We start from the raw sequence: 13,275 nt of genomic DNA, 5'->3' as shown, positions 1-13,275 counted from the left end.
CGTTTAGGCGATTGGCGCGTCGAGGACTCGCGTGACGAGTTCGGCGACCTTGGAGCGTTCGGAGCGTTGGAGCGTCACGTGTGCGAAGAGCTCGTTGCCTTTGAGGGCTTCGATCACTGAGGTGACTCCGTCGTACCGCCCGACGCGCAGGTTGTCACGCTGCGCAACGTCGTGCGTGAGCACGACCCGGGAGTTCTGGCCGATGCGCGAGAGCATCGTGAGCAGGACGTTGCGCTCGAGCGACTGCGCTTCATCAACGATGACGAAGGCATCGTGGAGGGAGCGGCCGCGGATGTGGGTAAGCGGCAGCACTTCGAGCAGTCCACGGCCGAGGACTTCGTCGACCACGGCGCCCGAGACCATCGACCCGAGCGTGTCGAACACCGCTTGCGCCCAGGGCCCCATCTTGTCGTCGTGATCCCCGGGAAGGTAGCCGAGTTCCTGACCGCCTACCGCGTACAGGGGCCTGAACACCATGATCTTGCGCTGGTGGCGTTTTTCGAGAACCGCTTCGAGGCCCGCGCATAGGGCGAGGGCGGACTTGCCGGTGCCGGCGCGGCCACCGAGGCTCACGATGGACAGTTCGTCGTCGAGCAACAGGTCGATCGCGATGCGCTGCTCGGCGCTTCTTCCGGTCACACCGAAAACGTTTCCGTCTCCCGGAACGAGACGCACGTTGCCGTTTGGCAGGACGCGCCCGAGGGCCGAGCCGCGCGGGGACGTGAGCTTGAGACCAGTGTGGATGCCGAGATCGGCGAGCTCGGGGATCTCGATGCCCGTGTGGCGGGCACCGCCCTCATCACTCCACAGCGCCGCCATCTGTTCTTCGGTGATATCGGCGGAGGTGATACCCGTGTAGGCGCGGTCGCGTGCGAGTTCTGCGCGGTATTCCTCAGCCTTGAGCCCCGATGCACTCGCCTTGATCCGCATGGGAAGGTCTTTCGAGACGAGAGTGACCTCGGCACCTTCCACCTGCAGGTTTTTCGCGACGGAGAGGATCCTCGTGTCGTTATCGCCGAGGCGGAAGCCGTCGGGCAGGTTTTCGGGGCTTTGGTGGTTGAGTTCGACGCGTACCGTGCCGCCCTGGTCCCCGATCGGCAACGGTTCGGCGAGCGTACCGTGCTTTTCGCGCAGGTCGTCGAGGATGCGCAGAGATTGGCGGGCGAAATAGCCGAGTTCGGAGTGGTGCCGCTTCCCTTCGAGTTCGGTGATCACGACGATGGGGAGCACAACGTGGTGCTCCGCGAATCGAAAGATCGAGTGTGGGTCCGCCAGCACAACGGACGTATCGAGAACATAGGTAAGCGGCGCATTCATGGTCTCTCGCTTTCGAAGTCCTTCCGGTCGTCCACGACCGGCTACCGCTTCGATCCTTGCACCGTTTTCGGCTTCTTCGATCGGCTGACGCGCCGCTCATCCACGACGGTCACTTAGCCTTCACCCAAGCGTTACCCGAGAAACTCTTTGTTGGGAGACGCCGCGACGATCAAGCCCCGAAACGCCGCTCGCGGCGAGCGAACTCCGCAAGTGCCGCATCAAAGTCGGCACGAGTGAAATCGGGCCACAGCGCCTCACAGAACACGAGTTCTGAGTGCACGGACTGCCACAGAAGGAAGCCTGAAAGGCGCTGCTCTCCGGAGGTGCGAATGAGCAGGTCGGGGGCGCTTTGCCCAGCCGTGTACAGGTGGTTTCCGACGGTAGCTTCACTCACGGCGTCGCGCAGGCTCGCGAGGTCTCCCCCGCGCGCAATTTCCTCGTCGATGAGGGAGTGAACCGCATCGACTATCTCGCGCCTGCCGCCGTAGCCGATCGCGAGATTCACCTCGAACGTCGTGGAGGAAGCCTCAGCAGGTTTCTGCGGCGCATCGAGCGCGGCGAGTCGTGCGGCGAGAGAGTCGGGGAGCACGCTTTCGGCACCGAGGATGCGAAGCGGAAACCCCATGTGTGCCACCTCGCGCGCGAGGTCGACGATGATGTCAAAAAGCTGCGCGAGTTCGGTGTCGGGCCTACGGAAGTTGTCGGTCGACAGGAGCCACAGCGTCAGCGTTTCGATTCCACTTTCGCGCGCCCACTCGATCGCTTCGAGAATAATCGCTGCCCCGGCGCGATGACCTTCGTAAGTCTCGAGCCCTCTCATTTTCGCCCAGCGACGATTGCCGTCGAGGATGATGCCGACATGGCGCGGCACGGACCCCGCGGGAAGTGCGGAGTGCGGCGTGGTGTCAGCAGGTCTCGAGGAATTCACGCCCTCCATTGTGGCAGGAGCGTCCCAGCCGACGCGCGCTTGCCCGGCATTTCCCACGACTCCTTCACAAAAGATTCGTGGAAGAGTCAAAAAAGTGGACGTCCCGTGACACCTACGCCACCGTAAGTTACGCTACCGTTATGAGCACCGATCAGCGAAACACGCAGCAGAGCGTAGCGAGCGTCGGAACCTCTCCCACCAACGGCGAAGCGGTGCCCACCGCCGCCAACGGGGCGAGCGTTCCCGAGCTCCTTGGCGCGTACGGAATTCACCTGCCCACGCTCCCTAAAAAGCCGAAGCTGCGCGGAATTATCCACCTCGTGGCTTTCCCCACCGCACTGATCGCGGGCATGCTGCTGATCGCGACCGGCTCGTCGCTCGCGGTGCGCCTGGCAACCGTCGTCTTCATCGTCACGGCGGGAATGCTTTTTGGCGTCTCAGCGACCTACCACCGCGGAACCTGGTCGGTACAGGGAACTCTCGCACTGAGACGTTTCGACCACGCGAACATCTTCCTCATCATCGCTGGCACATACACGCCTCTCGCAGTCGCGCTGCTCAACCCCCACGACGCGACCGTGCTACTCACGGTCTGCTGGATCGGCGCGCTCATCGGCGTAGCATTCAGGCTCCTGTGGACGAACGCGCCGCGATGGCTCTACGTACCCGCCTACGTCGCCCTCGGCTGGGTTGCCATCTTCTACATGCCTCAGCTTTACGCAGGTGGCGGCGCGGCCGTCATCGCCCTCATCATCGCGGGCGGCATCGCCTACACACTCGGTGCCATCGTCTACGGCACTAAGAAACCCAATCCCTCACCGGCGTGGTTCGGCTTCCACGAAATCTTCCACTCTTTCACTGTCGTGGGTTTCGTGTGCCACCTGATCGCCGTGTGGCTCGCCGTCGTTTAAAGCGCTACGCCTCTTCCTGAGGCTCCGCGGCCTCGTGTTCCGCACGCTCAGCTTCCTCCATGCGAATACGCACGTTTTCGCGGGCGCTCGAACGCCGCACGCGCCTCGACAAATCGAGCGCAAGAAGCACAAGCGCAATCGCCATCACAAAAAACACGACAAAGCCCGGCAGACCCGGCGTCACCGTCGCCGTCGTCATGTCTTCCGAGCCGGGAGGCGTCGTCGGAGCACCATCAGCGAGAATACCCACGGCCGAAAGATGCGCGAGAGTCATTGTCGGATCCCTTCGAACAGGTCGGATTCCGGAAGCGTCACGCCAATACGCGAATGACGCAACTGAAAATCCTCGGTAGGCCACGCCTCGCGCTTAATTTCGTTGGAGACAGCGAAGAAGAAACCGTCCGGATCGACCTGAGTCGCATGCGCGAGGAGCGCGGCATCACGCACGTCAAGATACCTCGAAACATTCACTCGCGTCGTGATCGGTCGCTGATCGAGGCCCTCGAAATACTCCATTTGCGCCTCGAACGGGTTGTCGAGCCCATGCTCGCGCATGTAGCGCGCGTACGCGATCATCTGGGCCGGCGGGAACAGAAGCTGGTAGTAAATCTTTGCGACCGCCCACGGCTCACCGAGCTCAGGCATGTAGCTCGGATCAGCTGCAAGCTCATAGGCGAGCATGCTGATCCTGTGCGAGTGGATGTGGTCGGGGTGGGGGTAGCCACCATTTTCGTCGTACGTGAGCATCACGTGCGGTCGCAGCTCACGCACGAGCTTCACGAGGGGGCGCGCTGCCTCTTCGGGATCGATGAGGGCAAAGCAACCGTCGGGAAGTGCGGGCAGCGGATCCCCTTCGGGGAGCCCCGAGTCGACGTAGCCAAGCCACACCTGGTTGATGCCGAGAATCTCGCGTGCGCGATCCATTTCACGATGGCGCACCGCGCTCAGATCCGCATTTGCCTCGGGATCGTCCTTCAGCCGCGGGTTAAGGATGTCTCCGCGCTCACCGCCCGTGCAGGTCACGACGGTCACCTCGGCACCCTCGTCGACATAGCGGGCCATCGTCCCAGCCCCCTTCGACGACTCGTCGTCCGGGTGGGCGTGAACAGCCATGAGCCGCAAGCGGCAGGGATTCTTCTCGACTTCTGCTTCGGGGTGTCCACCGTGATTCAGGAGTGCCTTGAAGGTCTCATCGCTCGGTGCAAGCGCCGCCTTTGGCACCCCCGCATCCTCGGGCGCTACGCCTGCGCGGTAGCGCCCCGTCGTCATTACGCAAAGTTCACACACGTGAAACAATGTAGGCATGAGTACCCGCGAGCGCACACTTCAAGAACGCTACGGCGTGAGAAATTCCCCCCAAAAACGCCGTTTTGCACTCGTGGGCACGATCGTGATCGCCGTCGGATTCATCGCAACGGTCGTCTGGGTCGCCTTCGCATTCATCTCTTCGCAGCCGATCAAGGCCAATACGCTTTCCTACACCCACATCGACGACTCACGAATTTCTGTGAGCTTCTCGGTCAACGCCTCTCCCGGCACCGCGCTCGATTGCTCGCTCGAGGCCCTCAACTCCGTCCGTGCACAGGTGGGCTATACGGTCGTCCATATTCCTGCTCAAGCGGAAAGACTCACGACCCACCGGGCCGAAATCACGACGCAAGGGAAGGCTGTGAGCGCGATCGTAAGGAGGTGCGAAGCCGCAGAGTAGGCGGGGATACCGTCGACTTGTGGCGCGTGCCTCACCCCTTTTTTCTGACGCTCGCGTTATACTTTTATGACCACTCAGACGTGGATTCGGAGCCCATGGAGCCATGGGGTCCGCATTTTTTTTGATTCCAAGGAGAACCATGAGCGAACCCAACCAGGGCACCTGGCTCACTCAAGACGCCTACGACCGCCTCGTCAAGGAACTCGAGCACCTCGAGGGCCCCGGGCGCAGCGAGGTCGTTGAGCGCATCGCGGCCGCCCGCGACGAGGGCGACCTCAAAGAGAACGGCGGCTACCACGCCGCACGCGAAGAGCAGGGCAAACTCGAAGCTCGCATTGCCGAGCTCAAGGCCCTTCTCAAGACCGCCGTTGTAGGCGAGACCCCGGCAGACGACGGCATCGTCGAGCCCGGCATGCTCGTCACCATCACCATGGCCGGCAAGGAACGCACGTTCGTGCTCGGCAATCGTGAAATCGCCGACGACAAGGACATCGAGGTGTACTCGCCCGAGTCCCCGCTCGGCGCCGCCATCGTGAACGCGAAGGCCGGCGACACGGTCGATTACACCGCCCCTAACGGGAAGGCGATCCCGATCGTGATCAAGGCTGCAAAGCCGTACACGGTGTGAGCCCCAAGCTCGATAGACGAGAAAGGACGTGGAGCCTCCCTCTCGGGAGCGCACTCCACGCCCTTTCTCTATACCCCAGTTTGCGCGGCAGCTGCCCTAGCCACGGGGCACCTAGCTACTTTTTCGACAAAAGGCGCTCGCGCTGGGCGAAGGTCTTCTTCTGCTCGCGTTCGCGTGCCTCGAAGTACGCCATTGTCTTGGTGTCTACGCCAAGCGAGGGATCGGGATCGCGCCCATCGAGGTAGCAGTACAGGGCGTTGAGGAAGGCCAGGAGCGGAATCGAGAAAAGCGCACCGGGGATCCCCGCAACAACTGCGCCCGCAGAGACACCGAGGAAGATCGCGAGCGGGTGAAGCTCCACCGCCTTCCCCATGAGAATCGGCTGCAGGATGTTCGATTCAAGCTGCTGCACGAGGATCACGATGCCGAGCATGATGAGCGCGGGGATCCACCCCTGGAGCACGAAGACAAGAAGCATCGCGATCGCACCCGACACGATCGCGCCCACAAGCGGAATGAAGCTAAAGAGGAACACGATAAGCCAGATCGGCACTGAGTAGGGGGAAAGTGCAATCGCGCTGCGCCCCATCATGCCGCTCACGACGTCGATACCAACCATGCCGAGCGCAATGCCCGTCGCGTCGACAGCCGCGACGAGGATCTGCGTGCGGCAGTACGACGACAGTGCCTTCCAGCCGCGGCGGAACGCCTCGTGCGTCACGGCGCGGGAGTGTGCCGGAACAAAGCCGAGGAACCAACGCCAAATATTCCCGCCATCGGCAAGGAGGAAGAACAGGGCAAAGAGGCACACGAGCAGGCCCGTGCCGAGGTCGCCGACGGTGCTCGCAGCACTCGAGGCCCCCGAGATAATGCTCGAGGAGTTCTTTTGAAGCTGTTCGATGGCTTCTTTCTGGATCTGCCCCAGATTCCCGAGACTATCGACGTCAATTTTGAAGTATCCCGTGATGTCGTTCCACAGCTGCGTGAAACCCGAAACGGCAGCTTTCGAAATCGCGCCCCACGAGTCCACGAGCTTCCTGCCCGCCAGCACAAACATGCCGACGACGACCACGATGAGCCCCACGAGTGCAATCGCCGCCGAGGCCATGCGCGGAAGGAACGTATGCTTCGTGAGCAGTTTGACGAACGGCTGCAGCATCGAGGCGAGAAGGATTGCCACAAGCACGCTGATAAACAGGGTTGACACCATCCCGAGGCCCTTGAAGATGAGCCAAAGTGCCCCGATCACAACCATGAAGCGCCAGCTCCACGACGCTGCCCGGCGAAGGCCCATGGGCAGCTCTTCGACTTCGCGGGGGAGCGTGAGGCTCTGCCCCTTGCGTCCAGTGGATTTGTCGACGGGAAGATTTACGCGCCTAGGCATTTGCATATGCACTCCAAGAGGTGGGGCCCGGCGCTCACGGCAGCCGAGACGGAAGGTCCACAGCGTATCGTATCGAACGGCCCACCCGGTTCCCTCGCAAAAGTGAGGTGCCGAACGTGACAGTTGAGGACGTTTCCCGCCTCTTCACCGCACGTGGTTCGCACGGTCGTGGGCGCGGGGAACCCTGGCACGGTCGCCCGCAATCTCTACGCCGATACTGAAAATACTCTGCGAAGACACCTGTTAGGTTTGAGTCATGACTGCGATTGACCCATCGGTCGATAACTCGGCCGTAACATCAGCACTGTCCATGCGCGGCCTGCGCAAATCCTTCGACGGCACCGAGGTCCTCCACGGCGTCTCACTCGAAGTTCCGCGCGGTTCGTTCTACGCAATCGTCGGCCCCAACGGCGCGGGCAAAACAACAGCCCTGTCGATCGCGACAGGCTTGCTCCGCCCCGACGGCGGCAGCGCCGAGGTGCTCGGGACCGACGTCTGGACACACCCCAACGAAGCCAAAGCCCACATGGGCGTTCTCGCCGACGGCCTTCCGACGTTTGACCGCCTCACGGGACGCGAACTCCTGACGTACGTCGGCCTCATCCGCGGCATGGATATCGACACGGTGAACACTCGCGCGCAGTCACTCCTCGAGGCACTCGGTCTCGCCGATAGCGAAGGCAAACTCGTCACCGACTACTCCGCGGGCATGACGAAGAAGATCCTGCTCGCGTGCGCGCTCATTCACGCGCCGCGACTGCTCGTGCTCGACGAACCCCTCGAAGCCGTCGACCCGGTCTCAGCCCACGGCATCCGCACCTTCCTCACCTCGTACGTTGAAGGCGGCGGCACCGTCGTGATCTCGAGCCACGTTATGGAGCTCGTCGAGGGCCTGTGCACACACGTTGCGATCATCGCCGAAGGCGAGGTGCGCGCCGAGGGCACGATCGACGAGGTTCGCCGCGGCGGTAGCCTCACGGATCGCTTCATTGAAATCGCCGGTGTCGACGAAGCGCAGGGGGATCTTTCGTGGTTGAACCAGTAGACGATCAGGCCCCGGCAACCGTCGGAACCGAAGAGTTTTTCGAAAACCTCGACCGAGAAAGCTCGACCACCGCCGACGATGGGTCGAAGGCAGCGCCTAAGAAGACCCCGAGCCTCATGCGACTGCTCCCACGGCTTCAATGGACACTGCTCAAGCGCAGCTTCCACAAGAACTGGCCTAAGATCATCGGACTCGGATTTGCGCTTTTGTACGGCGTCGGCGCACTCGTGCTCTTTTCGATCGCAATGTCGGGCATGTTGTTTGTTCCCGCCGACTCGGGACTTTTTGCCCTCGTGATTCGCGCGGTGGGCCTCGGCGCCGTGGTTGTGTGGACCCTCCAGTCGCTCTTCGTGTTCGGCGTGGACGACACGCTTTCCCCCGCTCGCTTCGCGCAGTTCGGGCGAGGACCGAAGGATCTCTTGAAGCCGATCCTCGTGGGCTCGTTCATTTCGGTCGGTTTTCTTTTCACGTCGCTCGCGGCGCTCGTGGCGGTCGTGTTCGAGGCGATTTGGCTCATAGGTGCACTGGTCTCGAATAACGGCGCCGCAATCTCGACGCCGGGGGCCATCGTTGCCCTCGTCTCGCTCGTTCCCATGACCGCGCTCGGGCTTCTCCTTTGCGTGCTCATTCCTCGCGCGATTTTCGCGTGGACCTCGACGATCCGCATCGCGAAGCGTAAGAAGGAACGACTGCAGGCATTCCTGCTCATCGCCGTCCTCGTCATCGCCTACGGCGCAAACCTCCTTCTCAACTCGGGCGGTGGGGTCATGGATGGTCTTGCTCGCCTCGCGGGGCCCGTGTACGAATTCCTCCTATGGACGCCTTTCGGCGCGCCCTTCGCAGTACCCATGGACCTCGCCGAAGGACTGTGGCTCGCCGCGCTCATCCGTTTTGTTCTCACAATCGCCACCATTTGGCTGTTGTGGCAGTGGTGGGGCCTGAGCTTTGCCGAAGGGCAGCTCCAGGCACTCAAGGGCGCGAGCCAGGAGCAAGATACCAAGATCAAACCTCTCGTACCGAGGTTCCTCAAGCCAGGCCCGCTCGGAGCTTCGGCGGGGCGTTCGCTCAAGTACTGGCGCCGCGATACTCGTTATTCGACGGCGCTCATCATCGCGCCGATCCTCGCGATTTTCATGCTCGCGATGAGCGTCATTGGGGACGGTAACGCTTTCATGGCGTATTTCGCTGTGGCGCTCGTAGCGTGGCTTGCCGGCATCACGATCAGCAACGAGATCGGCTTCGACGGCCCCTCCTCGTGGGTCAACATCGTCGCGGGGATGGATAACCGCGCCAATTTGCTCGGCAGGTATGTCGCTCTTGGCATTCTCATGCTTCCGCTCGTGGTGATCGTCGCGATCGCGGCTCCGCTTCTCCAGTCTCAGCCGCAGTTCATCGCGCTCACGGTTCCGGCCTCGCTCGGGTTCGTGGCGAGTTCGTGGGGTGTTTCCCTTCTCACGACGGCGTTCCTTCCTTCTCCCGCTCCAAAGCCGGGGACGATGAAGAATTCCAGTAGCGGTGGCGGCAACGGCAACATGTGGATGACTTTCCTCGCGACGTTCGTTGGCACGTGGCTCCCCCTCGCCCCGAGCATCATCCTCATGGTCGTGGGCCTCAAGCTGATCCCGGGGCTTGAGTACGCGGGAGCGGCGCTTGCGCTCGTGATCGGCGTTGTCACGCTTTATCTCGGCCAGAGGTTCGCGGTAAAGCACCTCGACGCTCACTACGCGGATGAGTTCCAGAAGATCAGGCGTTTCTCCAACTAGCCCCTCCCCTCTCTGGATTGCATAGGCCCTTGGGTATTGCATAGGGGTTGTGGGGGTTTGTCCCTGGATTGCATAGGGTTTGTGGGGGTTTGTCCCTGGATTGCATGGGGTTTGTGGGGGTTTGGTACCTGGAATTGGTGCACGTTCTCCCTTGCCCTGGCACAATGCAGCGTCACGTCCCCTCGTGCGATTGGGTACACGGGTTGGCTGGGGTGCGCTGGCGGGTCAAGCTTCCGTTTGGGAAGCGGGGGAAGGATTCCGACGCTTACTCTCCTCACATTGCGGCCACGTGGCGCATCGAGAACGGGCGACAGCACGGTCGATTAGAGCTTGATCGATCAGGGCGCGGTCTATTGCGACACGGAAAATCAGGCGTTTCCCCCACAACCCCTATGCAATAGATCTGAGGGGCGGGCGGGGTACGGCTTCAAACCCCCACAGCCTCTATGGAATCGGGGAGGGGTGCGAAGCGGTCAGTGTTTCTACTCGCGCATTCGGATTCACGGGACCCAACGTGTCGGGCCCACGCTCCGGGACGTTCCGATACTCTTCGGGAACCTCATCACCAGCAAGGCGCGACTCACGAAGATCCGAATAGATCCATCGCTTCTCACTCGCTACCGAGACTGTTCCAGCAATCGGCTGCCAAGGGCCACCATTGACCGAATACTCACCACTGAACTGCGTCACAAGTGAAACTTCATACCATCCCTGGTAGGCATATCGCATCGAAACGTCCCGCGCGGGATACTCTCGGCCAGGAAACGTTGTCGTCAACACAGTCCCATCCCCGAAGTCCCACACATACTTCACCGGGGTTGCCCGAACCTTCACTGCCTGCCCCAGCATCACCACGTCGAAGGTCTGCTCCTTGGACTCGGCCCACGCAATCATGTCGATCCCTACCGGAATCCAACCACCAGGTGGACCGATGTGTGCGGCAAGAGGCTCGATTCCAAGCGAGCGAAAATCCGACTCCGTCACCACCGGCACCGCAGGCGCCGCGCCAGCACCGCCTGACGACGGTCGCGAACAACCAGACCACCGTTCCGTACCGAAAACGGGAGCGCCTGTGGACGAGTCAACGTCCCTTCCAATATTCATTGACGCCCCAGGGATCGCGGTCGAACACACAACACCTATTCCACTGCACCCAAGACCCACAACCTGCACAGCAAAACTACTTTTATCAGCCCGACAACCCAGATCCGGATCATCAGCCGCAGCCCACACCCTCCGAGGCCCATCCGACACCACGCCACCTCGCGCACGGCCCCTGTCATCAGGCAGTTCAGTGGCGCCACCTTGACCAAAATCGTGAAGATCGGCCTCAACCAGAATCGAGCTATTATCTCCGTCCACATCAAACTGAAAATCTGGATCTTCTCCAGACGCGACCGCGAACGGAGGTAGAAGGAATGCCACCAGTAGGGCACCTAGAAGCCAATGCGCACGGAACTTCAAAAGTTTCATTGTGCTGATATCTTTTCCCAAGACGCGTTCGAGACGACCCACTTGTCGTCTTGCCATGTAAGCAGCAGTGCCGCTTCGTATGTCATCGGCGGAAAACTCTTTCCTTTGTCTCCCTTATCGAACTCATCGGTTTTCCCCCTCGTAAATTTCAAGGCGACCGGCGTTTTTCCTCCGTATTGTTCACGATCGGGCAATCGCTCGACAGCATCAAATGTGAGGGTCGGAGGGGTGAGAAAACGGTGATCGCCTCTCCAGCGATCGATCTCGTCCGACACTTGGCTGCATTTGTCGCAAGTCTTCTGATCGCTGATGCCTTTGAAGGGTGACGAGTCACCGGTCGCATAGCCGTAATACATCGCGTCGAAAAAGTACTTTGCGGCCGCTTGCGCACCCTGGTCCGTTGGATAGGAAATGCCAAGGTAATCAGCTTTGTCAGGAGCTTTCAGCGCCTCATTCTCCGGTGGCAGCCCCTTCGTCCGGACATCTGAATCCGCACCACCGGCATCCGAAGCACCACCGCTTGCGTCGCTTCCGCCAGCATCGCTGCTTGACGAAGCTGCGGTGGTGCGCGCAGGTGACGTCGGACCTCCGTTGGTGTTCTCGCCACCGCAACCCGCCAACGCCACCATCAACATCCCCGCGCCGATAGCACCCATGACACGCGTATACCTGCTGTGCATGCACTCCCCCTCTAGAAAACACCCCACTTCCCCGAGCGAGGCCCACGTCACATAGCCAACCATGCACATCCCCCGCGCGCAACGGGTGTGGCACAAATGTGGAAAAGGGGTCCCCTGGGAGCCGTCAAACCCCCACAAACCCTATGCAATCCGGGGAGGGGCGAGGGAAGGGCGGGCGGGGCACAGCTTCAAACCCCCACAACCCCTATGGAATTCAGGTGGGGAGGGGTTTGTGCATGACAAAAGCGTCGACCGGCCCCGCGGGCGTTCGGTAATACCCACGTCGCACGCCAATCTCGGCAAAACCCGCGCGCTCGTAGAGCTCACGCGCGCGAGTGTTGTCGCGCCGCACCTCAAGAAACAGACCCTCCGCGCCCTCCTCTCGCGCGCGCTCCTCGCACCACGCGAGCAAGGCGCGACCTATTCCCACGCCTTCGCGCACGGTGCCGATCGTCTGCACATCTGCGGCCTCGCCACCAACGAAAATCCCCGCATAACCGAGTGCGCCACCGTGCTCGTCTACAGCCGCGACATAGGCGCGACTGGGGTGCGTGATCTCCTCGAGGACCATCTCGAGGCTCCACGCCTCATCGGGAAAGAGCTCTCGCTCGAGACGAGCGAGCGCGGGCGCATCCCCGCGCGTAACCGGACGAAGATTCCAAGGCCCCGAACCGGGCCGCGCGCGCGAAGGCTCCAAAGGCCTACCTAACGCGGGCACGGCTAAAGCGGGCGATCGCCAAGGCCGAGCGCTGACTTACGGCGCTTCGGCTTTGCCGCATCAGCCTCGCGCAAATAGAGAGGCTCGGTCGACGTGAGATCCTCCCCCCGGGCCTCGGCGCTGAGTGCTGTGCGAATCAAGAAGCCCGCATCCGCGTGACGCACCTCGCCCGTCGGCGGCAAAATCTCCGGATACAGATGCGCACCGCTTCCCACGAGCACATCGGCAGCGGTCAAACTCGACGCGACATCTGCCGGCGCCGCAACACCCGGTTCAAACGTGCGCACAATGTGGCGCGAGGAGGCGTCGGAACCGTCACCGCTCACCTCATACAGCGCCCAGTACACCTCGCGGCGACGCGCATCGAGCGCGACCGCAATCGTTTTCGCCTCCGGGCATCCCTCCGCCGCCTCGAGTGCGATCGCATCGAGGCTCGGCACGCCAATCAGGCGGGCCCCGAGGACCGTCGCGATAGAACGAGCCGTCACGAGCCCCACGCGAAGGCCCGTGAACGGACCGGGGCCGCGCCCGCCAACAACGCACGTGAGATCGGACCGCGAGGCGCCCGCCTCAGAAAGGGCCGAATCGATCATCTCGAGAAGCACCTCATCGTGGTGGCGCGCGCGCTCATCCATGCGGCGCGACAGGATGCGACAACCGTCGGAAACCGCCACACTCACCGCACCAGACGTATCAATCCCCAACGTCAGCTCTGCCATG

Annotated in this window: 14 protein-coding genes; 5 read left to right on the top strand and 9 right to left on the bottom strand. The window is 61.9% G+C overall.

Annotated elements, in window-relative coordinates:
• Positions 1-3 precede the first annotated feature (3 nt).
• Both HMPREF1484_RS05785 and uppS read right to left on the bottom strand, forming a co-directional pair.
• Positions 4-1,317, bottom strand: coding sequence for a PhoH family protein (locus tag HMPREF1484_RS05785; protein ID WP_016664092.1), 1,314 nt, complete (start codon positions 1,315-1,317; stop codon positions 4-6).
• A 169-nt stretch (positions 1,318-1,486) separates the two neighbouring features.
• A complete protein-coding gene (gene uppS / locus HMPREF1484_RS05780; protein ID WP_016664091.1) occupies positions 1,487-2,254 on the bottom strand; it encodes a polyprenyl diphosphate synthase in 768 nt (255 codons plus the stop codon).
• Positions 2,255-2,322: 68 nt separating this feature from the next.
• Between uppS and HMPREF1484_RS05775 the strand changes: the two genes are divergently transcribed.
• Positions 2,323-3,156: a hemolysin III family protein gene (locus HMPREF1484_RS05775; RefSeq protein WP_016664090.1), complete on the top strand. Its 834-nt coding sequence runs from the start codon at positions 2,323-2,325 to the stop codon at positions 3,154-3,156.
• A 4-nt stretch (positions 3,157-3,160) separates the two neighbouring features.
• On the opposite strand, the gene HMPREF1484_RS05770 is transcribed toward HMPREF1484_RS05775, so the two are convergent.
• Positions 3,161-3,430 (bottom strand): hypothetical protein, encoded by a 270-nt coding sequence (locus HMPREF1484_RS05770; protein ID WP_016664089.1) that lies wholly within the window; start codon positions 3,428-3,430, stop codon positions 3,161-3,163.
• Entirely contained in the window at positions 3,427-4,425 is a 999-nt protein-coding gene (gene mca / locus HMPREF1484_RS05765) for a mycothiol conjugate amidase Mca (protein WP_016664088.1), read from the bottom strand. Before mca ends, HMPREF1484_RS05770 begins: the two co-directional genes overlap by 4 nt.
• A 34-nt stretch (positions 4,426-4,459) precedes the next feature.
• Between mca and HMPREF1484_RS05760 the strand changes: the two genes are divergently transcribed.
• Positions 4,460-4,864: a DUF4307 domain-containing protein gene (locus tag HMPREF1484_RS05760; protein ID WP_016664087.1), complete on the top strand. Its 405-nt coding sequence runs from the start codon at positions 4,460-4,462 to the stop codon at positions 4,862-4,864.
• A gap of 139 nt (positions 4,865-5,003) precedes the next feature.
• Entirely contained in the window at positions 5,004-5,492 is a 489-nt protein-coding gene (greA, locus tag HMPREF1484_RS05755; RefSeq protein WP_016664086.1) for a transcription elongation factor GreA, read from the top strand.
• 115 nt (positions 5,493-5,607) lie between these two features.
• Here greA and HMPREF1484_RS05750 read toward each other — a convergent pair whose 3' ends face one another.
• Positions 5,608-6,876, bottom strand: a complete 1,269-nt coding sequence (locus tag HMPREF1484_RS05750; protein ID WP_101686789.1) for an AI-2E family transporter — start codon at positions 6,874-6,876, stop codon at positions 5,608-5,610.
• Positions 6,877-7,132: 256 nt separating this feature from the next.
• Between HMPREF1484_RS05750 and HMPREF1484_RS05745 the strand changes: the two genes are divergently transcribed.
• Together HMPREF1484_RS05745 and HMPREF1484_RS05740 are read left to right on the top strand one after the other, a co-directional pair.
• Positions 7,133-7,921, top strand: coding sequence for an ABC transporter ATP-binding protein (locus HMPREF1484_RS05745; RefSeq protein WP_016664084.1), 789 nt, complete (start codon positions 7,133-7,135; stop codon positions 7,919-7,921).
• Positions 7,906-9,684, top strand: a complete 1,779-nt coding sequence (locus tag HMPREF1484_RS05740; RefSeq protein ID WP_016664083.1) for a hypothetical protein — start codon at positions 7,906-7,908, stop codon at positions 9,682-9,684. The genes HMPREF1484_RS05745 and HMPREF1484_RS05740 overlap by 16 nt, the downstream gene beginning before the upstream one ends.
• A 444-nt stretch (positions 9,685-10,128) precedes the next feature.
• On the opposite strand, the gene HMPREF1484_RS05735 is transcribed toward HMPREF1484_RS05740, so the two are convergent.
• The 4 genes from HMPREF1484_RS05735 to tsaB form a co-directional block, all read right to left on the bottom strand.
• Positions 10,129-10,578 (bottom strand): hypothetical protein, encoded by a 450-nt coding sequence (locus HMPREF1484_RS05735; RefSeq protein ID WP_051120700.1) that lies wholly within the window; start codon positions 10,576-10,578, stop codon positions 10,129-10,131.
• Positions 10,579-11,153: 575 nt separating this feature from the next.
• Positions 11,154-11,837 carry a DUF6318 family protein gene (locus HMPREF1484_RS05725; protein ID WP_147594894.1) on the bottom strand — a complete coding sequence of 228 codons (684 nt, stop codon included), beginning with the start codon at positions 11,835-11,837 and terminating at the stop codon, positions 11,154-11,156.
• 214 nt (positions 11,838-12,051) lie between these two features.
• Complete coding sequence (locus tag HMPREF1484_RS05720; RefSeq protein WP_040386486.1) at positions 12,052-12,534, bottom strand: GNAT family N-acetyltransferase; 483 nt, start codon at positions 12,532-12,534, stop codon at positions 12,052-12,054.
• 23 nt (positions 12,535-12,557) lie between these two features.
• Entirely contained in the window at positions 12,558-13,274 is a 717-nt protein-coding gene (gene tsaB / locus HMPREF1484_RS05715; protein ID WP_040386484.1) for a tRNA (adenosine(37)-N6)-threonylcarbamoyltransferase complex dimerization subunit type 1 TsaB, read from the bottom strand.
• Between the last annotated feature and the right edge of the window lies 1 nt (position 13,275).

The organism is Dermabacter sp. HFH0086, assembly GCF_000413375.1.
GTDB lineage: Bacteria > Actinomycetota > Actinomycetes > Actinomycetales > Dermabacteraceae > Dermabacter > Dermabacter hominis.
Note: the sequence above shows the minus strand (reverse complement) of the source record. Positions and strands in the feature narration are given on the sequence as shown.

Bases quoted from the DNA above. Each gene is read 5' to 3' on its own strand.
- HMPREF1484_RS05785 (WP_016664092.1), bottom strand. From the start codon at position 1,317: ATGAATGCGCCGCTTACCTATGTTCTCGATACGTCCGTTGTGCTGGCG.
- uppS (WP_016664091.1), bottom strand. From the start codon at position 2,254: ATGGAGGGCGTGAATTCCTCGAGACCTGCTGACACCACGCCGCACTCC.
- HMPREF1484_RS05770 (WP_016664089.1), bottom strand. From the start codon at position 3,430: ATGACTCTCGCGCATCTTTCGGCCGTGGGTATTCTCGCTGATGGTGCT.
- mca (WP_016664088.1), bottom strand. From the start codon at position 4,425: ATGACGACGGGGCGCTACCGCGCAGGCGTAGCGCCCGAGGATGCGGGG.
- HMPREF1484_RS05760 (WP_016664087.1), top strand. From the start codon at position 4,460: ATGAGTACCCGCGAGCGCACACTTCAAGAACGCTACGGCGTGAGAAAT.
- greA (WP_016664086.1), top strand. From the start codon at position 5,004: ATGAGCGAACCCAACCAGGGCACCTGGCTCACTCAAGACGCCTACGAC.
- HMPREF1484_RS05750 (WP_101686789.1), bottom strand. From the start codon at position 6,876: ATGCCTAGGCGCGTAAATCTTCCCGTCGACAAATCCACTGGACGCAAG.
- HMPREF1484_RS05745 (WP_016664084.1), top strand. From the start codon at position 7,133: ATGACTGCGATTGACCCATCGGTCGATAACTCGGCCGTAACATCAGCA.
- HMPREF1484_RS05735 (WP_051120700.1), bottom strand. From the start codon at position 10,578: ATGATTGCGTGGGCCGAGTCCAAGGAGCAGACCTTCGACGTGGTGATG.
- HMPREF1484_RS05725 (WP_147594894.1), bottom strand. From the start codon at position 11,837: ATGCACAGCAGGTATACGCGTGTCATGGGTGCTATCGGCGCGGGGATG.
- tsaB (WP_040386484.1), bottom strand. From the start codon at position 13,274: ATGGCAGAGCTGACGTTGGGGATTGATACGTCTGGTGCGGTGAGTGTG.